Origin of the sequence: Cellulomonas sp. Root485, assembly GCF_001426705.1 — a bacterium.
Taxonomy (GTDB): Bacteria; Actinomycetota; Actinomycetes; order Actinomycetales; family Cellulomonadaceae; genus Cellulomonas.
This window is the reverse complement of record NZ_LMFC01000004.1, coordinates 143,234-168,088: the sequence shown is the minus strand read 5'-3', so window position 1 is coordinate 168,088 and position 24,855 is coordinate 143,234. Positions and strand designations below refer to the sequence as shown.

Genomic DNA, 24,855 nt, shown 5'->3' with positions numbered 1-24,855 from the left:
GCTTTGTCACGTCGTCGATCGGGTCCACTGCTGGTTGGTGCCACCGTTGCAGGCGTACTGCACGATGTCGCCGCCGTCCGCCGTCGACCGGGACAGGACCTCGAGACACTTGCCGCTGTGCCTTGCCCGGAGCGTGGAGTAGCCGCCGCTCTCGGCCTGCCACAGCCACTGCTGGTTGGCCCCTCCGTTGCAGGTGTACTGCACGACGTCGGCGCGGTCCGCCGTCGAGCCGCCGACGACGTCGAGGCACTTGCCGCTGTTGCGGTTGACGATCCGGTAGTAGCCGTTGCCGGCGTCCTCGAAGCGCCACTGCTGGTTGAGCCCACCGGTCCACTGCCACTGCAGGACGTTCGCGCTGTCGGCCCCGGAGCTGCCACTGACGTCGGCCACCTTCCCGCTGTTCCGGTTGGTGAGCCGGTAGTGGGTGCTCGCGACGCCCGCCACGACGCCGGTGGCCGTGTCGACCGTGATCTGCGGGCTGAACGTGAGCGACATCGACGTGGCGGACGGGAACGCGATGGGGAGCCAGACGTACTGCGAGCTCTGGACGGCACCGCCCCACGCACCCGCCCACCGGTCCCCCAGGTACAGGTAGCTGGTGGTGCTCGTGCCCTGGACGGGCAGGACGTACGTGGGCTGGGAGCCGAAGGTCGTGCCGTCGCCGACGTTGGTGAAGCCCGACCACGGCCCCGCCAGGCTGGTGGCGGTGGCGTACTTCGCCTGGTTGGGGCTCCAGCCGGTCGCGCCGGACGTGAGCATGAAGTACACGCTGCCGCGCTTGAAGACTGCCGGAGCCTCGCGGTGCCCGCCCGGCCACGGGTTGGCGACGAGGCTGTCGATCCCCAGGTAGTCGGACGTCAGCCGGTAGATGTGCAGGTCGTAGTTGTCGCGCGCGGCCGAGACCAGGTACGCGGTGCCGTTGTCGTTGAACAGGGTGAGGTCGCGGGACATGTGCCCGAGCGGCCGGAAGCTGCCGTGGTACGTGTAGGTCCCGTCGACGGTGGCCGACGAGGCGACCGCGACGCGGGCCTCCGAGTAGTTCCCGGCCTGCTCCTTGTGCATCCACATGACGAACCGGCCGGTCGAAGCGTTGTAGATGACCTTGGGGCGCTCGATGTTGCCGGAGTCGAGCTCGGGCGCGGACGCCTCGGTCAGGACGTGGTTGCGGAACTCCCACGTGACCAGGTCGGTCGAGCGGTACACGGAGACGTAGCGGAAGCTGTCGTCGGCGTTCCGGTCCTCGCCGAACCAGTAGTAGTACGACCCGACCTTGAGCACGCCACCGCCGTGGGCGTGCACCGGAGCACCGCCGGTGTCCCGGAACTGTGTCCCGTTGGTGACCGTGACCGTCGCGGCCACGGCTGCCGACGCGACCAGCCCGAGGGTGAGCAGCGAGGCGAGCAGGGCGGCCAGTGGGCGGAAGGCCCTCACGACGACCACAGCTGGTTGGTGCCGCTGTTGCAGGTGTACTGCTTGAGGCGCGTGCCGTTGGCCGTGGACGAGGACGGCACGTCGAGGCACTTGCCCGAGTGGCGTGCCACGAGCTGGAAGGAGCTGCCGACCGCTCGCCGCTGCCACTGCTGGTTGGTGCCGCTCCCGCAGGTGTACTGGATGACCGCGGCACCGTCGGCCGTGGAGGCAGCCGTCACGTCCAGGCACTTGCCGGAGTGCGCTGCCACCACGTTCACGTACCCGTTGCCGACGTCGGTCAGCCGCCACTGCTGGTTGGCGGCGCTGCCGCAGGTGTACTGGATGATCTCGGCGTTGTTCGCGGTCGAGCCGCCCACCACGTCGATGCACTTGGCCGAGGCGCTGTTGACGATCCGCACGGTCGAGCCGGCGGCCCCGTTTCCGGTGTTCGGGTCGACCGCGTCACCCCACGCCCAGCGCAGGCGGTTCGCACCGGACGCGCTGCGGACGGTCAGGTTGGCGTTCGCGCCGCTGCCGGTCTTCGCGTAGGTCGAGTACCAGTCGTAACCGATGGTCCCGGGCTTGCCGCCGAGCGCCGGCCAGTACGTGCCGCCCATGCCGGTGTCTCGCATGACCTGGGTGATGGCGCGGATGTAGCGGACGAAGTTGTCGGTGCTGCTCGCGTCGCCGTAGTTGAGCCCACCGTTCATCGGGGCGCCGAACTCGGTCGCGACGGCGCGTGACGCGCAGCTGCCGAGCCGGGTCGTGATGTTGCTGCGCCAGCCGTCGTAGGTGTTCGCGCCGTAGAAGAACGCGTAGGTGTGGAACGAGAGCAGCGTGCTCGCGAACCGGCTGTCGTTGCAGACGTCGCGCAGGTCCTGGCTGAAGCCGGTCCCGCCGATGAGCACCCTTCCGTCCGGCACCGCGCTGTGGCGGACGAGCCAGTCGGCGGCGACGTTGCGCCACTCGGCCGACGAGTAGCCGTGCGGCTCGTTCATCGGCTCGAAGTAGACCAGGCCGTTGGACCCGTACTGCGAGACCACGGTGGACCACATCGCATGGAAGGCCGTCAGGTTGGTGATCCGGCCCCCGGAGGCGGCGCCGTCCTCCCAGTACGCGAGCACGACCTTCCAGCCCCGGGCGGTGGCCGCGTCGATCACGCCGCGGTAGCTGTTCCACCACGCGGTCCCCACGGTGTGGGTGTTGACCGGCAGCCGCACCGTGTTGATGCCGAGGGTCGACTGCATGTCGTCGAACACCGCGTTCGCCGTGGCCTGGACGGCCGCGTAGCTGTCGGAGCTGCTCAGCCCGTCGATGACCAGCGGACCGGTGCTGAAGTTGTCCCCGGTCACCGCCCAGTTCATCCCACGGAACTGCGAGGTCGCGGCAGTGGCGGGCGACGGTGCGGCCAAGGCGGCCAACGGCAGCAGCGCCAGGGCGCACAGCACGCTGACCACGCGGCGACGGAGGGTGCGCGCTGCGGACGCGCGGGAGTCTGGGACGCTCATGGTGTCGACCTTGTCTGTGCGACGCTGCACGTGTCAGGGGGCCTGGCGAGGCTGCCGTCCTGCATGTCAGGACGTCGGCTACCGTCACATCCGCCCGCGACTCGGTCAAGATCGATCGACACGGTGAAACGCATCAGTACTTGATCGATCAGAATCGATCAGATACGGCTGCTACACCATCGCGAGCACGGCGCCCGGGCGCGCCAGGATCCGTCCGACGTCCGCGAGGAACCGTGCGGCCTCGGCGCCGTCGACCAGGCGGTGGTCGAACGACAGGCTCAGCGTCATCACGCTGCGCAGCGCGATCTCGTCCTGGAACTCCCACGGCTGACGCCGGATCGCCCCCGTCGCCAGGATCGCCGCCTGCCCGGGCACCAGGATCGGTGTGCCCGTGTCGACGCCGAAGACCCCGATGTTGGTGATCGTGATGGTCCCTCCGGCCAGGTCCGCCGGTGTCGTCGTGCCCGCCCGCGCCTCTTGCGTCAGGTGCCCGATCGCGTCGGCCAGGTCCGGCAGCCGGAGCCGGTCGGCGTCCTTGACATTCGGCACCAGCAGCCCGCGCGGGGTCGCCGCAGCGATGCCCAGGTTCACGTACCCGTACTGGACGATCTCCCCGGCGGCCTCGTCCCAGTGCGCGTTGACCGACGGGTTGCGGCCGACGGCGATCGTGACCGCCTTGGCGACGAGGGTGAGGATCGAGATCCGGTGGCCGTCGAGCGCGCGGTCCTGCTGGAACTGAGCGAGCAGCTCCAGCGTGGGTGTCACGTCGACCGTCAGCGACGTCGACGCGTGCGGAGCCGTGAACGCGCTGGCCACCATCGCGGCGGCGGTCTGCTTGCGGACCCCCGCGACGGGAGTCCGCACCTCGCGCGCCTCGGCGTCGGGTCGGGGCGGAGCCTCCGTGAGGGGCCGCGCGAGACCGGGCCGATGCGCGGCCGACAACGCGTCGGGACGGCGGGCGGCCGGGGAGACCTCCACGCCCGACACCGCCCGCAGGACGTCGTCGCGCGTGATCATCCCGTCCTTGCCGGAGCCGACCATCTTGTTCAGGTCGACGCCCAGGTCGTGCGCGAGCTTGCGGACCGGCGGCAGCACCTTCGGCCCGATCCGTCCGCCCGCGAGCGCGAGCCCGACGTCGTCGGCGACGGCGTGCGCCGCTGCCCAGTCGGCCGACCGGGACTTGCGCCGCGGTCGCGACGTCCCCTCGACAAGGGGGCCGTACCCGACGAGCACTGCGGTCCGTTCGGGTGCCGCGGCCTCCTTCGACGCCGGGGCATCGGCCGTCGGCTCCGGTTCCGGCGCCGCGACCTCGTCGACCATCGCCGGCTCCTCCACCGCGATCGTGAGGAGCCCGGTCCCGACGGGCACGGTCGCGCCCGGCTCGACCAGCAGCTCGGCGACCACCCCGGCGTACGGCGACGGCAGCTGGACCAGCGCCTTCGCTGTCTCCACCTCGGCGACCACCTGGTTGAGCTCGACGGTGTCACCGACGGCCACCACCCACTCGACCAGGTCCGACTCGGTCAGGCCCTCGCCGAGGTCCGGCAACGTCACGGTCTTGATCGTGGTCATGACGCCCTCCATCCGGTCAGGGAGTGCTGTCTGCCCATCACGCGGTCGACGGCGTCGAGCATCCGGTCCAGGTTGGGCAGGAAGTGCTCCTCGAGCTTCGCGGCCGGGTACGGGGTGTCGAACCCGGTCACGCGCGCGGGCGCGGCCTTGAGGATGTCGAAGCAGCGGTCGGTGATGCTCGCGACGATCTCCGCGCCGAGCCCGCCGCTGGCCTGGGCCTCGTGCGAGACCACCAGCCGGCCGGTCTTGCGGACGGAGACCTCGAGCGTGTCGAGGTCGACCGGCGACAGGGAGCGCAGGTCCACGACCTCGACGGACAGGCCGTCGTCCTGCGCGGCGAGGGCCGCGTCGCGCGCGGTGATGACGAGCGGGCCGTAGGTGGCGAGCGTGACGTCGGTGCCCTCGACGACGACGCGGGCGCGGTCGAGCAGCGGCGCGTCGTGCATCGACTCGTCGACGTCGCCCTTGACCCAGTACCGACGCTTCGGCTCGAAGAACACCACAGGGTCGTCGCACGCGATTGCCTGGCGGATCATCGTGTGGGCGTCCTGCGGGCTCGCGCACGTGACCACGCGCAGGCCGGGCGTGTGCGCGAAGTACGCCTCGGGCGACTCGGAGTGGTGCTCGACCGCTCCGATGCCGCCGCCGTACGGGATCCGCACGGTGATCGGCATGCGCACCGCACCGCCGGTCCGGTAGTGGATCCGCGCGACCTGGGTCACCAGCTGGTCGACCGCCGGGTACACGAACCCGTCGAACTGGATCTCCACGACCGGCCGGTACCCGCGGTAGGCGAGGCCGACGGCGACGCCCATGATCCCGGCCTCGGCAAGCGGCGTGTCCATGACGCGGTCGACGCCGAAGTCGCGCTGGAGCCCGTCGGTCACCCGGAACACCCCGCCGAGCGTGCCGATGTCCTCACCGAGCAGGACCACCGTGGGGTCGTCGTCGAGCGCGTGCCGCAGGCCGCTGTTGAGGGCGGCCGCCAGGGTCATCGTGGCCATCACGCCTCCTCGTCGAACATCGCGAGGTAGGCGGCGTACTGGCTGCGCTGCCGTTCGAGCTCCGGTGTCGGCTCGACGAAGACGTCCTCGAAGACGCTCAGCGGCTCGGGCGTGGGCAGGCCGTAGCAGCCCTCGCGCATCTGCGCGGCGAAGGTGTCGGCCTTCGCCGTGATCTCCGCGGCGCGCTCGTCGGTGAGCGCCCCTCGGGCCGTCAGCAGGCGTTCGATCCGCGCGATCGGGTCCTTGGCCGACCACTCCGCCTTGTCCGACGGGTCGACGTAGCGGGTGGGGTCGTCGGACGTCGTGTGCGGGCCCATCCGGTACGTCACGGCCTCGATGAACGTCGGACCGTCGCCGCGTCGCGCCCGGTCGAGCGCGACGCGCATCGCGGCCAGCACCGCGAGGACGTCGTTGCCGTCGACCCGGATGCCGGGGATGCCGTAGCCGGCGGCGCGGTCGACGATCGGGCGCTGCGCCTGCAGGCCGACCGGCTCCGAGATCGCCCACTGGTTGTTCTGGCAGAAGGAGATCACGGGGGCCGCGAACGTCGCCGCGAAGACCATCGCCTCGTGCACGTCGCCCTTGCTGGTGGCGCCGTCGCCGAAGTACGCGACGGCGACGGAGTCGACGCCGTCCTTGACGCACCCGAGCGCGTACCCGGTGGCGTGCAGCGTCTGCGAGCCGATCATCACCTGCGGCGTCGCCATGCCGATCGCCCGCGGGTCCCAGCCCGCCAGAGCCGTTCCCCGCCACACGCGCATGAGGTCGGTGGGCTGGGCGCCGCGGCAGTACGCCACACCGTTCTCGCGGTAGCTGCTGAACACGAAGTCGTCGCTGCGCAGCGCGCGGGCGGAGCCGATCTGCGCGGCCTCCTGGCCCAGCAGCGGCGGCCACAGCCCGAGCTGTCCCTGGCGCTGGAGCGCGACGGCCTCGGTGTCGAAGCGGCGCACGACGACCATGTCCTCGTACAGCGCCAGGAGCTTCTCGTCGTCGACGTCGGCGACCACCGGGTCATACACAGGGTCGTCTCGACGGACACCGTCGGGGGTCACCAGCTGCAGCGCTTCCGCCTGCTGATGGGTGGGCAGGGCACGGCCGGGTGACACATCTGTACGCAACATGTTTCGCTCCGTCTGGTGGCGGAACCGTCGCTCTCGTGAAGCTAGGCCCCATTGCCTGATGTCCCGCCAGGGTAAGTCCGCAAGGGACCTTGTGCCCATGGGCTGGCGCGAGTGTCGATCAGTCGGCGCACAATGACGTCGTCGACAGGAGGCAGTAATGGACAAGGTCGTCCAGTCCGCCGTCGAGGCGGTAGCCGACATCCCCGACGGGGCGACCCTCGCGGTCGGTGGGTTCGGCTTGTGCGGTATCCCGAGCGTGCTGATCCGCGCTCTGCTCGACTCAGGCGTCCAGGACCTGGAGGTCGTGAGCAACAACTGCGGCGTGGACGACTGGGGGCTCGGGCTGCTGCTGCAGGCGGGTCGCATCCGGCGCATCGTCGCGTCGTACGTCGGCGAGAACAAGGAGTTCGCGCGGCAGTACCTGGCCGGCGAGCTCGAGGTGGAGCTGACCCCGCAGGGCACGCTCGCGGAACGTCTTCGTGCAGGTGGGAGCGGGATCGCCGCCTTCTACACCCGCACCGGTGTGGGCACGCTGGTGGCCTCCGGAGGGTTGCCGTGGCGGTACTCCCCCGACGGTTCGGTGCTCGTCTCCTCGCCGCCGAAGCCCGTGGAAACGTTCACCGTGCGAGGTGTCGCGCACGAGTTCGTCCGGGAGGAAGCCATCACCGCGGACTACGCGCTGGTGCGCGCCGCACGCGGCGACCGGCACGGAAACCTCGTCTTCCACGCGTCGGCGCGGAACTTCAACCCGCTGTGCGCGGCCGCCGGCGCGGTGACCATCGCGGAGGTCGAGGAGCTCGTCCCCGTCGGCTCCCTGGATCCCGACTGCGTCCATCTGCCCGGGATCTTCGTCGACCGGGTGGTCGCACTTTCACCCGACGAGGCCACCGACAAGCGCATCGAACGGAGGACGGTCTCATGAGCCTGACGCGGGAGCAGATGGCGGCGCGGGCCGCCCTGGAGCTGGCCGACGGGTCCTACGTGAACCTCGGGATCGGGCTGCCGACGCTGGTGCCGGGGTTCGTCCCGCCCGGCGTCGAGGTGGTCCTGCAGTCGGAGAACGGCGTGCTCGGCGTGGGCCCGTACCCGCTTCCCGACGACGTCGACCCCGACCTCATCAACGCCGGCAAGGAGACGATCACCATCGCCCCCGGGGCGTCGTACTTCGACTCCGCCGTGAGCTTCTCGATGATCCGCGGCGGCAAGGTCGACGTCGCGATCCTCGGGGCGATGCAGGTGTCGTCGTCCGGCGACATCGCCAACTGGATGATCCCCGGGAAGATGGTCAAGGGCATGGGCGGGGCGATGGACCTCGTGCACGGCGCCCGTCGGATCGTGGTCCTGATGGAGCACGTCGCGCGCGACGGGTCGGCCAAGATCCTCCCCGCGTGCACGCTGCCGCTCACCGGGGTCGGCGTGGTCGACCGGATCATCACGGACCTGGCGGTGCTGGACGTGACTCCCGACGGACTGGTGCTGCGGGAGTGTGCGCCCGGGGTCTCCGTCGACGAGGTGGTGGCGGCCACTCCCCTGGTGCCGCTCCGGGTGGACGAGAAGGTGGTGCTGTCATGAGGGACGTCGTGATCCTGTCGTTCGCACGGACGCCGATGGCTCGCCTCAACGGCGGGCTGTCGTCGCTGTCGGCCGCGTCGTTGGGGGCGGTCGCCATCCGCGGCGCTCTCTCTCGGGCGGGCGTCGACCCGGCGTCCGTGGATCAGGTCCTCATGGGCCAGGTCGTCCAGGCCGGCGCCGGCCAGAACCCCGCGCGGCAGGCAGCGGTCGCAGCCGGGATCCCGTGGACCGTGCCTGCCACGACCATCAACAAGGTCTGCCTCAGCGGTCTGGCCGCGATCATCGACGCCGCCCGGATGATCCGCCTCGGCGAGGCGTCCGTCGTCGTCGCGGGCGGCCAGGAGTCGATGAGCCAGGCACCGCACCTGCTGCCCGGCTCCCGTCGCGGCTGGACCTACGGCGACATCCAGGCCGTCGACTCCCTCGCGTTCGACGGCCTCACCGACGCGTTCGACCGCGAGTCGATGGGCTCGTCCACCGAGCGGGGGAACAAGGTGCTGTCGATCCCCCGCGAGGCGCAGGACCGTGTCGCCGTCGAGAGCCACCGGCGTGCGGCGGAGGCTGTGTCCTCCGGCGTCTTCGCTGCGGAGATCGTGCCCGTGGAGGTGCCGCAACGGCGGGGCGACCCCCTGGTCGTCGACACCGACGAGGGCATCCGCCCGCAGACCTCGCTCGACTCCCTGGCCGCACTGCGCCCCGCGTTCTCGGCCGACGGGACGATCACCGCCGGCAACGCCTCCCCGCTCACCGACGGTGCCGCCGCCGTCGTCGTCGCCGCCCGCGAGGTCGCCGAGGCGAACGGCTGGACCTGGCTCGCCACCGTCAGGTCCTCCGGGCAGGTCGCCGGCCCGGACAACTCCCTGCACTCCCAGCCGTCCGCGGCCATCACGGCGGCCCTCGCGCGCGAGGGCTGGGACCTGTCCACGGTCGACCTCCTCGAGATCAACGAGGCGTTCGGGTCGGTCGTCGTGCAGTCGCTCGCCGACCTCGACTATCCGCTCGACCGCACCAACATCCACGGCGGTGCCATCGCCCTCGGGCACCCGATCGGGGCATCAGGGGCGCGGCTCGCCGGTCACGCCGCGATGGAGCTCGCGCGCCTCGGACACGGCCGCGCCGCGGTGGCGCTGTGCGGCGGAGGGGGTCAGGGCGAGGCGCTCCTGCTCTCCCGCGACTGACCGGTCATCGGGCCCGGTCCGCGCGGCGCCGCGCCGTGAGGCGTCTCGACTTCGCCTGGTTGCCGCAGTCCGACATGCTGCACCACCGGCGGCTGCCGTTCTTCGACGTGTCGACGAAGAGGTACTGACAGCCGTCCTGCGACGCGCACGCCTTGACCCGGCCGAACGCGCCGCTCGTCGCCAGCTCGATCGCCGACTGCGCGACCAGCCAGCGCGGGAGCCGCAGGTCGGGTTCCCACGTCCAGCGCAGACCGTCGCCCGCCGGCTCGAGACTCCCGTGCCGGAGGGCGTCGGTGTACGCCTCCTGGACGGCGGCGAGGTGACCGGGATCCGCGACGCCGTCCTTCGCGTGTCCGTAGAACAGGTTGAACACGGACTCGCGGAGCGCTCGCGCGCGGACCAGCTCGTCGGTCGCCGCTGCCGGGTCGGCGTCCGCGCGGGTCAGCAGCACCTCGGCCTGCGCAGAGGACAAGCCACCGGCGCGCCTCGCCCAGTCGACCAGGTCGGCATAGCTCGTGAGGTAGTCCAGCGGCACGTCGAGAACCCGTCCGTCGACCGAGTTCGCGACGTCGAGGCACAGCGCCCCGCCGACAAGTTCAGGCTGCTCCACGGATCCTCCCCATTGCTGCCTTCATACCTTGTTTTGATGGTAGCGCAGGCGTACGCTACCGGTATAACGAGTTTCACTGGTAGCGGAGGTTATCATGGTCGAGGGACTGGCGTTCATCGGAGCACGGGCCACCTGGAACTTGCAGCAGTCGGCGATCCCCGGGGCACCGGTGGTGCCGGACCTGGAGCGGAAGCCGCGTCGGCGGGTCGTGCGGCCACAGGTCGCACAGGTCATGCGGTGGATGGCCGAGCAGCTGGATCCGAGGGGCGGCGGCCGAACAGCCGTCTCTCACTGACGGTCAGGGTCTCCCCTCAGAGCCGGCGTCGCTCCGGATCCGCACACCACCGACACCTGACCAGACTCGAACGGGTGCCGGCCCTCGCGGGCCAGGCGCGCCGCCTCCCGCTCCTGGGACCACCGGGCCGCGACCTCACCGGACGGTGAGCACGGGATCGTCCCCCCGCAGGACGCGGCATCCGACGAGGTCGGTGCCGGCACCGGCGAGCCCACGCTCGTGTCCATCGCGTGCAAAGCGAGGAAGGCCGCGACGGCGACTCCGGCAGCCACGCCCGCCAGTCGAGCAGGGCGCCGTGCGAGGGCCTCGTCCGGGTGGGTCGGCTCCGGTTCCGGACCGAAGTCGAAGGTGAGCAAGGTCGTGACATGAGGACGTCGTGATCGGTTCATAGGACGACGGTCGGACCCGGCGGTATGGCGTCGGCCCAGCCCCGGTATGCACCCGGTATGCACGCCATTGACCGTCCCGGACGGCGGGAACACACTGCGGAGATGGCCGTCCGCGTGCTGGGGCCGATCGAGCTCGACGGAGAACCATCGTTGAGCCCACGGGCGAGGACGGCCCTCTGCGCACTGGTCCTGCGCCGCCCGCAGGTGGTCAGCCTCGACGAGCTGGCCGACGCCAGCTGGGGTGCCGCGCCACCGAGCACCTGGCCGAAGCAGCTCCAGGCCACGATCGGGCACCTGCGCCGAGCCCTTCCGAAGGACGTGGTCGTCACCTGCCCGGGCGGGTACCGCCTGGATCTCCCCTACGGCGACGTCGACGTCGACACGTTCGACGAGGGCGTCGCGCGTGCGCGCACCTTCGCCGCGTCAGGAGAGCCGGACCGCGCCGCGAGCGCGTACAGCCGGTCGCTGGCGCTCTGGCGCGGCGAGCCGTTCACGGAGCTGCGCGACTGGGACGGCGCCGCGAGCGAGGTGGCGCGGCTGACCGAGCTGCGGTCCGCCTGCGAGGAGGACCTCCTCGACGCTCGGCTGGCCGCCGGCGAGCACCGCACGGTCGCGAGCGACGCTCGAAAGCTGCTCGAGGAGGACCCGCTCCGCGAACGGCGGTGGGCGATCCTGGCACTGGCGCAGTACCGCTGCGGACGACAAGGGGATGCCCTGCTCACCCTGCGGGACGCGCGCCGGCACCTGGTCAGCGAGCTCGGTGTCGACCCCGGCGCCCAGCTGACCCACCTGGAGCAGCAGGTCCTCCACCACGACCCGCAGATCGCCGCGGTCGAACCTGCGCCGTCCGGCCGGCCAGACTGCCCGTACCGGGGGCTGGCTGCCTTCGGCGTCGACGACAGCGAGAGCTTCTATGGTCGGACCGCCGAGATCGACGCCTGCGTGACGCGGCTGCGCACCCATCCGCTGCTCGTGATCGCGGGACCGTCCGGAGTCGGCAAGAGCTCGCTCGCGCGGGCCGGTGTGGCCGCGGCGCTCCGCCGCCAGGGCGTGCCGCCGGTGGTCGTCATGCCGGGGCCGCACCTGGTGGGTGCCCTCCGGGAGGCGATCGTCGGCTCCCCGACCGGCTCGGTGCTGGTGGTCGACCAGCTGGAGGACCTGTTCGTCGGCGGGTACCGGAAGGGCGTCGTCCGCGAGTACTGCCGCGAGCTCGCCGCCGCGACCGACGACCACCTGGTCGTCGTCACCGTCCGTGCCGACCAGATCGCCGGGCTGAGCATCGACCCACGGCTCGCACAGCTGACCGAGACGGGACTGCACCTGGTCCGGCCGCTCTCCGGCGACGAGCTGCGAGAGGTCATCGAGGAACCGGCCCGGCAGGCCGGCCTTCGGATCGAGCACGGCCTGGTCGAGCTGCTGGTCAACGAGGCCGGCGAGGGTGCCGGGTCGCTCCCGCTGCTGTCCCACGCGCTCGTCGAGACCTGGCGCCGACGGGACGGCTCGGTCCTGACCGTCGACGGGTACCAGGCGTCCGGCGGCATCTCGGCCGCCGTCGCGCAGACCGCCGAACGCGTCTACGAGGCGTACTCGCAGGACGACCGCGCGACGTGTCGGGCGCTGCTGATGCGACTGGTGACGCCGTCGGGCGAGGGCGGCACGATCCACCGCCGCCAGTCCCTGCACGCCCTGGGTCTGGAGGGCGGGCGAAGCCGGATCCTGAGCGATCTCGTCCGGGCGCGTCTCCTGACGGCGGACGAGGGCATGGTCGAGATCGCGCACGAGTCGCTGGTGCGCGCCTGGCCCCGCCTGCGGACGTGGCTCGACGACGACGCTGCCGGGATGCGCATCCTGCGACACCTGAGCGCGGCCGCGAACGGGTGGGACTCCCTCGGGCGTCCCGACGGCGAGCTGTACCGGGGCGCCCGCCTGGACGCAGCCCTGGAGTGGCGGACGACGACGACCCCCGACCTGACTGCGGTCGAGAGCGACTTCCTCGACGCGGCACACGCACTGCGGGAGGCGGACGAGGACCACCTGGCGCTGCGAGCGGCGCGCGACGCCCGGCAGAACCGTCGGCTGAGGACGGCCCTGACGGGTGCGGTCGCCGTTCTCGTCCTGGCGATCGTGGCTGCCTCGGTGGCGGGCGTGAGCCGGTCGGACGCTGCCCGGGCGCGGGACGCCGCCGAGCTGCAGGTGCTGGTCAACCAGTCGATCGCGCTGCAGGCGACCAACCGCGACGCGGCGGCCCTGCTCGCCGTCGAGGCCTACCGCCGCGCACCCGGCGACGCGCACGCTCGTTCGGCGCTGCTGAGCACCTTCACCGCCGCCCCGGGCTTCGTGAGCTATCGACGCGTCCCCGACGCCACACGCATCGCGGGTTCGACCGTCCCCGGTACCGCGACGTCCGTCGTGGTCGTGGACGCCCGCACGCCCCAGCTGATCGCGACGGACGGTGCCGTCATCCGCACCTTCGGTCCGGTCGCGCGCTCGGACCAAGGCCCGCGCCCGCTCGTGCGGGTCAGCGACGACGGCACCCGGGTGGCGATCCAGGCCGGCAGGTCCCTGACCGTCGACGAGATCGCCACCGGGACGCGGCTCCTCGGACCGCTGACGACCGGACCAGTGGGTGGGCTCGCGATCGACCCGCACGGAGAGGTGGTCGTGACCGTCGCGGGCAACGACGGCTCCGTGACGTCGTGGCGGGTCGAGGACGGCGTCGTGCTCGCGACCGCCGAGAGCGCCGGCAAGGCCGCCGCAGCGTTCGACGGTTCAGGGCGGCTCGTCGTGGGTTCATCGGACGGCCCCGTCCGCGTGCTCGACCCGACCTCGCTCGTCACGCTGCGGACCATCGACACCCCGGCGCCGTCCGCCCAGAGGCGTCGCAGCGGAGTGGAAGGCACCCTGAACCAGTCGCCCGTCTACCAGCACCTCGCGGGCAGGCGCGCCGTCGTCGATGACCATGCCGTCGCTGCCGGGGACGACCTCGTCGTCCTGATCGGACCGTCCTCGATGCTGGCCGCCGTGCCGTCCACCGGGAGGGTCGCGTGGACGGCCGACCTCGGAGCCGACGGCGGGGACTCGTGCTCGTGGGCCACCGTGGCTCTCGAGGCCGGCCTCGTGCTCTGCGGCGACCGGTTCGGAGTCGTGCGCGAACGCAGCCTCACCACCGGAGCCGAGAACGGGGTCGAGCTCGACATCCAGCGGGGCGACGTCGGGGAGCTGTCGGTCTCGCAGGGCGAGCTCGTCGTGTTCGGCGCCGGCGCGCCGGTGATCACTCGCTGGATGGTCGACGGGTCCGGCCCGGTGACCCGGCTCCTGGCCCGAGGCTCCGTGGCCGTCGCCGGGTACGACCCGGACGGCCGGATGTTCCTGACCGCGCGCCGGCCCACGGACGCGCAGAGCACGGCAGACCTCACGTCCTACGCGGTGTGGGACCCGCGCACGGACAGCCAGGTGCAGGGGTTGCCTGACTCGGTCGTCGGTGCCCAGTGGCTGTTCCGAGGCATCATCTCCGCCTACGTGCCGGGCGAGCACTTCCTGCACTCGATCGACGTGCAGACCGGCCAGGACGTGCCGGGCAGCCTGCGCGTGCCCGACCGCGCCAGGGCGATCTGGTCGACCCCGTCGGGCGACCGCGCGTATGTGTCGATGACCGGCTGGCAGCTGTGGGAGGGCAGGAGAGACGCGCAGGAGTGGGACCCGAACCCGATCGACGGTCGCGACCAGGACGTCATCGACATGTCCGCGACCTCGGACGGCTCGCTGGTGGCGATCGCGCTCGAGGACGGGATCCAGGACCAGACCGGCTCGGTGTCCGCGGACGCCGGGACGACCACGGTCCTCCAGATGTACGACGGCCGCACCGGCGAGCCCGTCGGTCCGGCACGGCTCGGCGCCGACGCGGTCGCCCTGCGTGACGACGGACTGCTCGCAGTCGCCCGACGCGGCTCGATCTCGCTCGTCGACAGCGCGACCATGCAGACGCTCCGGGACCTGCCGGGCGCGCGCGGTGCGATCTCCGACCTGCAGTTCTCCGACGACGGCACCATCCTGATCGCCGCGGCCAACGACCAGAGCGTCAGTGTCTACGACGTGGACGCGGGGATACGTCTCGGCGAGCCGATCCCGAGCTCCAGCCCCAGGTATCGGGAGGTGAGTGTGCCCGTCGGCACCTCCCTGCCGTACGGCACCCGCGTCACCTACCCGGGCTACCTGCGCCCCGACGGCACCGCCGTGCTGGTCACCGTCGCCCAGGGCGTCGCTGAGTGGGACCTCGATCCCGCCCACCTCAGCTCGGCTGCCTGCCGGGTCGCCGGCCGCAACCTGACCGAGGTCGAGTGGGCGACGTACGCCTCCGCCCTGGGGCCGTACCGCGAGACGTGTCGAACGGGGACCGACTGAACGATCCCGCGCTGCGGAAATAGAGACTCAGGTCGACGTCGGAACGTGCTAGACCCGCAGTCACGCACGTGACTGACGAGGGGACCCCCCGCAGATGGGCAGACGCAACTACCTGATCGAAGGCCTGTCCGGCACCGGCAAGACGACCGTCGCCGAGGAGCTCCAGCGCCGCGGCCACCACGTCGTCCACGGCGACCGTGCACTCGCCTACCAGGGCGACCCGGTGACCGGCGAACCCACGGCGGTCGGCTCTCACGAGAACCATCTCTGGGACGTCGCCAAGGTCCGTGCGCTGGTCGCGGACCACCACCACGGGTCCACCTTCTTCTGCGGCGGATCACGGAACTTCCCGGCGTTCATCGACCTGTTCGACGGAGTCTTCGTCCTCGAGGTCGACCTTGCGACGTTGCACCGGCGGCTCGACGAGCGCCCCGACTCCGCGTGGGGCGGCGGCGTCCCGACGGAACGCGCGCGCATCGTGCGATGGCACCAGACGAAGGAGACCGTTCCGCGCGGCGGCATCGCGATCGACGCCACCGCACCCGTCGAGCACGTCGTGGACGACATCCTGCGCCGCTGCGGGGTGACTCCCTAGACCCGCTCCCCGGTTGCGACCCCGCCCGGGCGGCTGTCCAATCGAGCGCGGGGGTCGAGTTCCGAGGAGGAAGAGCCGTGGACAACCAGACCGTCTGGATCGTCGTCGCCATCGTCGTCGTCGTGCTGATCATCGGTGCCGTCGCCATGAGCCGACGCAGCGGAGCACGCCGGGTCGACGCCGAGCGCGCACGCGCGCAGGAGATCCGCGAGAAGGCCGCCGCCGACCAGGTCGAGGTCCAGCGCCGGGAGGCCGAAGCCGCCCGGCTGGACGCTCAGGCACGCCTCGCCCAGGCCGAGGCCGACGCCCGAGCAGCCGACGCAGCCGCGCTCCAGGCCGAGGCCCACGCCCGCGGCACCGAGGCGAGCGGCGCCCGGTCCGAGCTGGACGAACGCCTGCGCACCGCAGACCGCATCGACCCTGACGTGGTCACCGATGAGGGGCGCTCCAACCACGAGGTGATCGCCGAGCAGCGGCGCACCGATCCCGACGTGGTCGACGAGCGGCGCACCGACCCCGTCGTCGTCGACGAGCGGCGCACCGACCCCGCGACCTGAGGTCTACGCCCGCCGGCGTGGCGGCATCGTCTGCATGAGGCGACCGTGTCGTCGCGTTGTGCGACCAGCGGCGCTCGGTGCCATTCGCCGAAGTCGTGCGTGAACAGATCGGGCGTCGCGATGACGTCGATGCCGTCGCCGAGCAGCTCAGTGCGGAACGTCTGCTCGGTGCGCTCGGTGGTGACGATCGTCTCCTTGTTCACCAGCACCCACCCACGGTCCGGCTGCAGGTGCAGAGGCCATTTCTGTGGACAACACCCGAAGTACCACGTCATCCACAGCGTGCGACTCTGCCCTCCGGCGATCCTCACGTCGTGGCTAGAGTGCCGAACGTGACCCAGGCCGCGTCGTCGACGACCCCCTCAGGTCTGCGCGTCCACGTCGCGGAGCGCACGGACGTGCTGGTGGCGGCGTTGGCGAACGTCCTCGCGACCACCCCTGCGGACGCCTTCACACCGGACGTCGTCGCGGTCCCGACGCGTGGTGTGGAGCGTTGGGTCGCGCAGCGGCTCTCCCACCGGCTGGGCACGACAGAGAGAACCGACGGCATCTGCGCGAACGTGCTGTTCCCGTCGCCGCACCGCCTGGTCAGCGAGGCGCTGGCCACGACGAGCGCCGACGACGATCCCTGGAGCCAGGGCGAGCTCGCGTGGCACGTTCTCGCGGCGATCGATGCGCACCACGGCGCGGACTGGTTCCGCACGGTGAGCCGCTACCTCGGGGACGAGCAGGACGAGGTGCGCCGCGGTCGCCGGTTCCGCCTGGCGCACCGCGTGGCCCGGCTGTTCTCCACCTATGACGTGCAGCGTCCGCAGATGCTGCGTGCCTGGGCGGTCGGGCGCGACGAGGACGGGCTCGGCGTGCCGCTCCCCGACGACCTTCTCTGGCAGCCGCGGCTGTGGCGCGAGGTCCGCGATGCCGTCGTCGAGCCGTCCCCGGCGGAACGGCTCGACGAGGCCTTGGCACGACTCCGGTCCGACCCGTCGACGGTCGACCTGCCGGTGCGGCTCTCGGTGTTCGGCGCTACAGCACTCCCCGACGGCCATCTGCGCGTGCTGGACGCGCTCGCGGAACATCGGGAGGTCCACCTGTGGCTGCCGCAGCCGTCGCTCGCGCTCTGGCGCCGCCTGCGCCCGAGCGCGTCGGCGCGCCGGTCGGAACGGCCGACTCCCGCGACGCACCCGCTGCTCGCCTCGATGGCGAGCGACGCGACCGAGCTCGCCACCCGCGTGCTCCAGCTCGAGCCCGAGGTCGCGGTTCTCGACGTCCCACCGCGACCCGGCACGGTGCTCGGTGCGCTCCAGGGCCGGATCTCCGACGACCGCGTCGAGGGCGCGAAGCACGACGCCGACGGGACGGACCACTCGGTCCAGGTCCACGCGTGCCACGGCCGGTCGCGCCAGGTCGAGGTGCTCCGTGAGGTGGTCGTGGGCCTGCTCGCCGACGACGACTCGCTCGAGCCGCGCGACGTCATCGTGATGTGCCCGGACGTCGAGGCGTTCGCCCCGCTGGTCGAGGCGGCCTTCGGGCCGGCGGCGGGCGTCGACGAGGGAGCCCCGGAGCATCCCGGCCGAACGCTGCGGGTCCGGATCGCCGACCGCGCGCCAGGCAACGCCAACCCGGTCCTCGCGGTCGTCGCGACCCTCCTGGAGCTCGCCGACTCGCGCGTCGGCGCATCGGCGGTGGTCGACCTCGCGGGCCAGGCGCCGGTCCGCAGGAGGTTCGGCTTCGACGACGAGGAGCTCGACCGCGTGCGGGCGTGGGCGTTGGAGTCGGGGGTCCGGTGGGGCGAGGACGTGTCGCGACGTGAGCGCTACCAGCTCGGTGCCGTCAAGCAGGGCACGTGGGCGACGGCGCTGGACCGGCTCCTGCTCGGGGTGGCGATGGCCGAGGAGGACCAGCGTTTCGTCGGCACCGTCCTGCCTGTCGACGACGTCGGCTCGAGCGACGTGGACCTGGTCGGGCGGGTGGCCGAGTTCGTCGACCGGCTCACGGCGACGCTCCAGGAGCTCGACGGAGCGCGACCGGCGGCGGAGTGGTTCGCCGCGCTCGACCGCGCGGTCCGCCTGCTCACCGACGTCGCACCAGCGGACCGCTGGCAGCAGGCGGAGGCGGTCCGGGCGATCGACGCCGTGCGCACCGCCACCAGCACGACGCTGCGCCTCGCGGACGTGGTCGCGCTGCTCGAGCCGCACCTGGCGGGGCGGCCGACCCGGGCGAACTTCCGCACCGGTGCGCTGACCGTGTGCTCGCTCGCGCCGATGCGGGCCGTACCGCACCGGGTGGTCGCGCTGCTCGGCATGGACGACGGCGCGTTCCCGCGCGGGTCGGGTCGCGACGGCGACGACATCCTCGCGCGCGACCCGCTCGTCGGTGAGCGCGACGCCCGCCAGGAGGACCGTCAGCTGTTCCTCGACGCGGTGACCAGCGCCCAGCAGCACCTCGTCGTCGTGTACTCGGGCGCCGACGAGCGCACGGGTGCGTCGCGACCGCCCGCGGTCCCGGTCGGTGAGCTGCTCGACGCCATCGACAACGCCGCCGTCTACCCCGGCGGAACGACGGCGCGGGACCACGTCGTCCACCACCCGCTCCAGACCGTCGACGAGCGCAACTTCGTGCCGGGGAGGCTCGGACGCGGCGAACCGTTCAGCTTCGACGTGCTCGACCTCGCCGCGGCACTCACCAGGCGACGCCGCGACGACCTGCCGGCCGCGCCGACGCCATTGGAGCCGCCGGACACCGACCAGCTCGATCTCGAGGACCTGGCGTCCACGCTGGAGCACCCCGTCCGCGCCTTCATCCGCACGCGGCTCGGCGCGACCCTGCCCGGCGACGAGCCGCAGCTCGACGACCGCCTCCCCCTCGCCCTGGACGGCCTGGACCGCTGGGCCGTCGGCGACCGGCTGCTGCAGGCCGCGCTCGACGGCACCTCGCTCGACGATGCCGGCGCAGCCGAGCGGCGCCGCGGTCACATGCCACCGGCCACCCTCGGTGGTGTGACGCTCCAGCAGGTCCGGGCGCAGGTCGAGCCGCTGCTCGCGGCGTCGGCGAGGTACCTGGTCGAGCCCGCGACCAGCGTCGACGTCACGATCCCGCTGGACGACGGGCGGGTGCTCACGGGCACGGTCAACGGCCTGCGCGGCGACGTGCTGGTCCGGACGGTGTTCTCCCGGCTGGGCGCGAAGCACCGTCTGCGCGCGTGGGTGCAGCTGCTCGCACTGGCCTCCGCCTTTCCGGACCGCACGTTCGAGGCGGTGACGATCGGTCGTGGACAGGTCCGCCCGTCGCGCGTCGCCCGGCTCACCGCGCCGGAGCACCCGCAGGAGATCCTCCAGCGGCTCGTCCACCTCTACGACGAGGCGATGTGCGGTGCGCTCCCCCTGCCGCTGGCGACGAGCCTGGCGTACGCCCACCCGCGTACCGGTGGGGGCGACGAGGCGGACGCGCTGGGCAGCGCTCGCGCGGAGCTCGGGACCGCCGAGGACGCGGCCGCGGGGCGGGGTGGCTTCGAGGCTGTCGACGACTACCACCTGCTCGCGTTCGGGGACCCGGTCACGTTCGACCGGCTGCTCGTGGAGAAGGCGTCCGGCCCCGAGTCCACCCGGTTCGGCGCCCTGTCGATGGCCCTGTGGTCCGACCTGGTCGCGCACGAGGAGGTCGGATGACCGAGCCGTTCGACGTGTGCGGTCCGCTGCCGCAGGGCACCGTCGTGCTCGAGGCCAGTGCGGGCACGGGCAAGACGACGACGATCGCGTCGCTGACCGCCCGGTACGTCGCCGAGGGCGTCGCGCGCCTGCCCGAGCTGATGCTCGTGACGTTCGGCCGGCTCGCCACCTCGGAGCTGCGCGAACGCGTCCGCGAGCGCCTCGTCGAGGTCGAGCGCGCGCTCCGGAACGACACCGCCTCCACGGACCCGGTCATCGCCCTCCTCGCGGGCACCGACCGTGTCGCCCGGGCGCGGCGCCTCGCGGTGGCGCTGGCGGAGTTCGACGCCGCGACGATCACCACGACGCACGGCTTCTGCCAGCAGATGCTCACGTCGCTGGGCACGCTCGGCGACGTCGAGCCCGACGCGCGGCTGGTGCCGGACATCGCGTCCCTGGAGGCGGAGGTGGTCGACGACCTCTACCTGCGCAAGTACGCGTTCACCGAGAAGCCGACGCTGTACGTCCAGGACGCCCGCACCATCGCGCACGAGGCGATCAGCGACGCGGCCGCGACGCTGGAGCCTGCCGACTCGTCGTCCGAGCGGGCGCGTGACTCGTACGGCCTGGCCACGGCTGCCCGCCGCGAGCTCCTGCGGCGCAAGCGTGCGCTGCGCGTGCTCGACTACGACGACCTGCTGGTCCTCCTGCGCGACGCACTGACGGACCCGGAGACGGGACCCGCAGCTGCGGAGCGCGTCCGCTCCCGGTACCGGATCGTCATGGTCGACGAGTTCCAGGACACCGACCCGGTCCAGTGGGACATCCTGCGGACCGCGTTCCACGGGCACCGCACCCTCGTGCTCATCGGCGACCCGAAGCAGGCGGTCTACCGGTTCCGCGGCGCCGACGTCGCGACGTACCTGCGTGCCCGCGCCGACGCGTCGACGCAGACGCTGCACCGCAACTGGCGGGCCGACCCCGCCGTGCTCGACGGGCTCGCGCCGATCCTGTCGGGCACCGCGCTGGGCGACCCGCGCATCGTCGTCCACCCGATCGAGCCCGCACGGTCGGGCCGGCGTCTGCGCGGCGGTCCCGCGGTGCGTCTCCGCCAGGTCACACGCGCGGCGCTGGGTGCGGCCGACGGCGCCGCCAACCCGCCCGTCGGAAAGGTCCGCGAGCTCGTGTACGCGGACGTCGCCGCGCAGGTCCTGCGCACCCTGGACGAGGAGCAGGTGGCCGACGGAGACGGCTGGCGGTCGGTCGAGCCGGGCGATGTCGCAGTACTCACCCGCGTCAACCGGGATGCCGTCGCCGTACAGCGCGCGCTGGCGTCCGTCGGCGTGCCGGCCGTCATCTCGATGCTGTCCAGCGTGTTCGCGACGCCGTCCGCGCGCGACTGGCTGATCCTGCTGTCGGCACTCGCCCGTCCCGGCGTCGGCGGCTTCGTGTCGGCCGCCGCGCTGACCCCGTTCGTCGGCTGGACCACGACCGAGCTCGCCGAGGCGTCCGACGAGCGTCGCGACCAGCTGGCCGACCTGCTGCGGACGTGGTCGCGCGTGCTCGACGACCACGGTGTCGCGTCCCTGCTGGAGGCGACCGCCGCCGCTGGCCTGCGCGAACGACTCGTGCGGCTGCCCGACGGCGAGCGGCGGCTGACCGACGTCCGGCACGTCGGCGAGGCCCTGCACGCGGCCGCGACGGACGCCGGGCTCGGCGCCGCGGCGCTGCTCGAGTGGCTGCGCGCCCGCGTCGACGAGGCCGGTCAGGACTACGCCGAGGAACGCAGCCGGCGCCTGGAGACCGACACCGCAGCCGTCCAGGTGATCACCGTGCACGCGAGCAAGGGTCTGCAGTTCCCCGTCGTGCTCGTGCCATTCCTGTGGGACAAGTACTCGCCGCCCAGCCCGGCGACCATCGGGTACGACCGCGCCGACGTCCGGCTCCTGCACGTCGGCGGCAAGGGCAGCCCGGGGTACGACGACGCTCGTGCGGCCGGTGCGGCAGCCGACGACGGCGAGGGCCTGCGGCTCGCGTACGTCGCCCTCACGCGCGCCACCAGCCAGGTCGTCGCCTGGTGGGCGCCGTCGGCGAACTCCGGCCGCGGTGCTCTCACGCGGCTCCTGCTCGGCGCCCGCGACGCCGACGGGAACCCCGCCGAGCTGGTGAGGTCGACGAACGACGCGACGACGACGGCCGCGTTGCGGGCGCTCGCCACGGACGACCTGGAGGTCGAGGTCGTGACGTCGGCGTCGGTCCTCGCCCCGTGGGCGCCAACCCCGTCGGCGGCAGCAGACCTGCGCGTCGCGACGCTGGGCCGACGGCCGGACGTGACGTGGCGCCGGACCTCGTACTCGGCGCTCACGGCGGCCGCGCACGACAGCCGCGTCGGGAGCGAACCGGAGTCTCCCGGGGTGCAGGACGAACCCGAGGTCCTCCCGGTGCCGGGCGACGACCACGCCGCCGCGCGCGACCTGCCGTCCCCGATGGCCGACCTGCCGTCGGGCACCACCTTCGGCACGTTCGCCCACCGCGTCCTCGAGCTCGTCGACACGAGCGCCCCGGACCTGGCCGCCGAGCTCATCGCCCGCTGCGTCGAGGCGGGCACCCTCCTGGCAGCCGACCCCGCGCCGACGGCCGCGGCGCTGCTCCCCTCGCTGCACACCCCGCTCGGCCCCCTCGCCGGCGACCGCTCCCTCGCCGCGATCGGCCCGCGCGACCGCCTCGCCGAGCTCGACTTCGAGCTCCCGCTCGCCGGCGGCGACACCGGACCCCACCGATCAGCCACGACGATCCGCGACGTCGCGGGCCTGCTGCGTACCCACCTGCCCGACGACGACCCGTTCGCCCCCTACGCGGAGCGGCTCCACGAGCTCTCGACCGCCCGCCTGCGCGGCTACCTCACGGGTTCCATCGACGCGGTCCTCCGCGTGCCGGCGGACGCGCCGGGGGGTTCCCGCTACCTCGTCGTCGACTACAAGACGAACCGCCTCGGCACGTTCGACGAGCCCCTCACCCTGTGGCACTACCGGCCGTCGTCGACGCTCGCCGCGATGATGGACGCCCACTACCCGCTGCAGCTGCTCCTGTACTCCGCAGCGCTGCACCGCTACCTGCGCTGGCGGCTCCCGGACTACGACCCGGCGTCGCACCTCGGCGGAGGGCTGTACCTGTTCCTGCGCGGGATGGCCGGCCCGAGCACCCCGACCGTCGACGGCGTCCCGTTCGGCGTCGTGTCCTGGCGTCCGCCGGCCGCGCTCGTCGTCGCCCTCTCCGACCTCCTGGCGGGCTCATGACGATCGCCGACGACCCGTACGCCGCGAGCATCCCGTGGCGGGTGACCGGTCTGCTCGCGGCCCGCGAGGAGCTGACCTCCGCGGACGTGCACGTCGCCCGCCGTCTCGGCGCGATCGGCGGCGAGGACGACGAACGCGTCCTGCTCGCGGCCGCGCTCGCCGTCCAGGCGCTGCGCGGCGGGTCGGTGTGCGTGGTCCTCGACGACGTCGCGGACGCACCCGCCGGCTGGAGCGAGGCGGTCCGCCTCAGCCCGCTGGTCTCGGACGGCCCGGGCGGTCCCGCCGACCGGCCGTTGCGCTGGGTCGACGGCCGGGTCTACCTCGACCGCTACTGGCGCGACGAGCAGACGGTCCGGTCGGCGATGCACGACCGCATCAGCCGCGCCGCCGACGCCGACCCGGTCGCGCTCGCGACGGCCGTCGACCGTCTGTACCCGTCGCCCTTCGACCTCGCGCAGCGCGAGGCGGTCCGCACCGCCGCGACCTCCCACCTCACCGTGCTGACGGGCGGCCCGGGCACCGGCAAGACGACCGCCGTCGCGCGCCTGGTCGCCGCGCTGCAGGCCGCCACCGGCTCGCGCCTGCGGGTCGCCCTCGCGGCACCGACCGGCAAGGCGGCCGCTCGCCTGCAGGAGTCGGTCAACGCGGAGATCGCGCAGCTCGGCGCCGCAGACGTGGGGGCCGTCGGCTCCCTGCGCGCGACCACGGTCCACCGCCTGCTCGGCTGGCGCCCCGGCACGACGACCCGCTTCCGGCACGACCGCCTGCGCCGCCTGCCGCACGACGTCGTCATCGTCGACGAGTCCTCGATGGTGTCCCTGTCGCTGATGGCCCGGCTGGTGGAGGCGCTGCGCCCGACCGCCCGTCTCGTCCTCGTCGGCGACCCGGACCAGCTGGCCAGCGTCGAGGCGGGCGCCGTCCTGGGTGATCTCGTCGCGGCCCTCCCCCGCGGCGTCGTCCGGCTGACGCACGCCTACCGTTACGGCCCCGCGCTCGCTGAATTGGCCGAGGCGATCCGGCTCGGCGACGCCGACAGCGCCCTGCGGGTGCTGCGCTCCGGCGACGAGCACCTCTCCCTGGTCGAGCCCGCCGACGAACGCCTGACCCCGCGGGACGTCGCCGGCCTGCGGGACGACGTCGAGACCAGCGGCCAGGCGCTCGTCGACGCCGCACGGGTCGGCGACTCGGCCGCGGCACTGACGGCGCTCGGCACCCACCGCCTCCTGCTCGCCCACCGCGAAGGACCGTTCGGCGTGGCCCACTGGGCCGCGACCGCTGAGACGTGGATCGGCAGCGGGTCCGGTCCGTGGCCCCTGGGCCGCCCGCTCCTCGTCACCGAGAACGACCGGGCCAGCGGCCTCTACAACGGCGACACGGGCGTCGTGGTCTCCGACGGTCTCGACGGTGTGGTCGTGGCCTTCGGTGAGCCCGACGCCCCGCGCCTCGTGCGCCCCTACCGGCTGCCCGCCGTCCAGCCCGTCCATGCGATGACGGTCCACCGCGGTCAGGGCAGCCAGTTCGCGCGCGTGACGCTCCTGCTCCCACCGGTCGGGTCACCGCTGCTCAGCCGCGAGCTGCTCTACACAGCAGTGACCCGCGCCCGCGAGCACGTCCGCGTCATCGGCACGGACGACGCGATCCGCACCGCCGTCGAGACGCCGGTGCGCCGCGCCAGCGGGCTGCGAGAGCCCCGCTGACGGATC

General features: G+C 72.7%; 15 protein-coding genes. 9 read left to right on the top strand and 6 right to left on the bottom strand.

Going from position 1 to position 24,855, the window contains the following annotated elements:
• Positions 1-6 precede the first annotated feature (6 nt).
• From ASD16_RS18225 to pdhA, 5 genes are all read right to left on the bottom strand, one after another.
• Complete coding sequence (locus tag ASD16_RS18225; RefSeq protein WP_055921726.1) at positions 7-1,431, bottom strand: RICIN domain-containing protein; 1,425 nt, start codon at positions 1,429-1,431, stop codon at positions 7-9.
• Positions 1,428-2,918 carry a ricin-type beta-trefoil lectin domain protein gene (locus ASD16_RS18220; RefSeq protein WP_055921723.1) on the bottom strand — a complete coding sequence of 497 codons (1,491 nt, stop codon included), beginning with the start codon at positions 2,916-2,918 and terminating at the stop codon, positions 1,428-1,430. Before ASD16_RS18220 ends, ASD16_RS18225 begins: the two co-directional genes overlap by 4 nt.
• 171 nt (positions 2,919-3,089) lie before the next feature.
• Positions 3,090-4,490, bottom strand: a complete 1,401-nt coding sequence (locus ASD16_RS18215) for a dihydrolipoamide acetyltransferase family protein (RefSeq protein ID WP_055921719.1) — start codon at positions 4,488-4,490, stop codon at positions 3,090-3,092.
• Positions 4,487-5,494, bottom strand: a complete 1,008-nt coding sequence (locus ASD16_RS18210) for an alpha-ketoacid dehydrogenase subunit beta (RefSeq protein WP_055921031.1) — start codon at positions 5,492-5,494, stop codon at positions 4,487-4,489. Before ASD16_RS18210 ends, ASD16_RS18215 begins: the two co-directional genes overlap by 4 nt.
• Positions 5,494-6,615: a pyruvate dehydrogenase (acetyl-transferring) E1 component subunit alpha gene (pdhA, locus tag ASD16_RS18205; RefSeq protein ID WP_055921028.1), complete on the bottom strand. Its 1,122-nt coding sequence runs from the start codon at positions 6,613-6,615 to the stop codon at positions 5,494-5,496. Before pdhA ends, ASD16_RS18210 begins: the two co-directional genes overlap by 1 nt.
• A gap of 157 nt (positions 6,616-6,772) precedes the next feature.
• On the opposite strand from pdhA, the gene ASD16_RS18200 reads away from it, so the two are divergent.
• The 3 genes from ASD16_RS18200 to ASD16_RS18190 are packed head-to-tail and all read left to right on the top strand — an operon-like array spanning position 6,773 to position 9,365.
• Positions 6,773-7,537 (top strand): CoA transferase subunit A, encoded by a 765-nt coding sequence (locus tag ASD16_RS18200; RefSeq protein WP_055921025.1) that lies wholly within the window; start codon positions 6,773-6,775, stop codon positions 7,535-7,537.
• The gene (locus ASD16_RS18195; protein ID WP_055921022.1) at positions 7,534-8,187 is read left to right on the top strand and encodes a CoA transferase subunit B; all 654 of its coding nucleotides are present in this window, start codon (positions 7,534-7,536) and stop codon (positions 8,185-8,187) included. Before ASD16_RS18200 ends, ASD16_RS18195 begins: the two co-directional genes overlap by 4 nt.
• On the top strand, positions 8,184-9,365 hold the full coding sequence (locus ASD16_RS18190) for an acetyl-CoA C-acetyltransferase (protein WP_055921020.1): 1,182 nt from the start codon (positions 8,184-8,186) through the stop codon (positions 9,363-9,365). The genes ASD16_RS18195 and ASD16_RS18190 overlap by 4 nt, the downstream gene beginning before the upstream one ends.
• Positions 9,366-9,369: 4 nt before the next feature.
• Here ASD16_RS18190 and ASD16_RS18185 read toward each other — a convergent pair whose 3' ends face one another.
• Entirely contained in the window at positions 9,370-9,975 is a 606-nt protein-coding gene (locus ASD16_RS18185) for an ABATE domain-containing protein (protein ID WP_055921017.1), read from the bottom strand.
• Between the two features lie 786 nt (positions 9,976-10,761).
• Here ASD16_RS18185 and ASD16_RS18170 point away from each other — a divergent pair.
• From ASD16_RS18170 to recD, 6 genes are all read left to right on the top strand, one after another.
• Positions 10,762-15,060 (top strand): BTAD domain-containing putative transcriptional regulator, encoded by a 4,299-nt coding sequence (locus tag ASD16_RS18170; protein WP_162250322.1) that lies wholly within the window; start codon positions 10,762-10,764, stop codon positions 15,058-15,060.
• A 94-nt stretch (positions 15,061-15,154) separates the two neighbouring features.
• Positions 15,155-15,655 (top strand): AAA family ATPase, encoded by a 501-nt coding sequence (locus ASD16_RS18165; RefSeq protein ID WP_055921005.1) that lies wholly within the window; start codon positions 15,155-15,157, stop codon positions 15,653-15,655.
• Between the two features lie 77 nt (positions 15,656-15,732).
• Positions 15,733-16,212, top strand: coding sequence for a hypothetical protein (locus tag ASD16_RS18160; RefSeq protein WP_055921002.1), 480 nt, complete (start codon positions 15,733-15,735; stop codon positions 16,210-16,212).
• 314 nt (positions 16,213-16,526) lie between these two features.
• A complete protein-coding gene (gene recC, locus ASD16_RS18155; RefSeq protein WP_235523411.1) occupies positions 16,527-19,877 on the top strand; it encodes an exodeoxyribonuclease V subunit gamma in 3,351 nt (1,116 codons plus the stop codon).
• Positions 19,874-23,152 carry a UvrD-helicase domain-containing protein gene (locus tag ASD16_RS18150; protein ID WP_055920999.1) on the top strand — a complete coding sequence of 1,093 codons (3,279 nt, stop codon included), beginning with the start codon at positions 19,874-19,876 and terminating at the stop codon, positions 23,150-23,152. Before recC ends, ASD16_RS18150 begins: the two co-directional genes overlap by 4 nt.
• Positions 23,149-24,849: an exodeoxyribonuclease V subunit alpha gene (gene recD, locus ASD16_RS18145; protein ID WP_082570980.1), complete on the top strand. Its 1,701-nt coding sequence runs from the start codon at positions 23,149-23,151 to the stop codon at positions 24,847-24,849. The genes ASD16_RS18150 and recD overlap by 4 nt, the downstream gene beginning before the upstream one ends.
• Positions 24,850-24,855 lie beyond the last annotated feature (6 nt).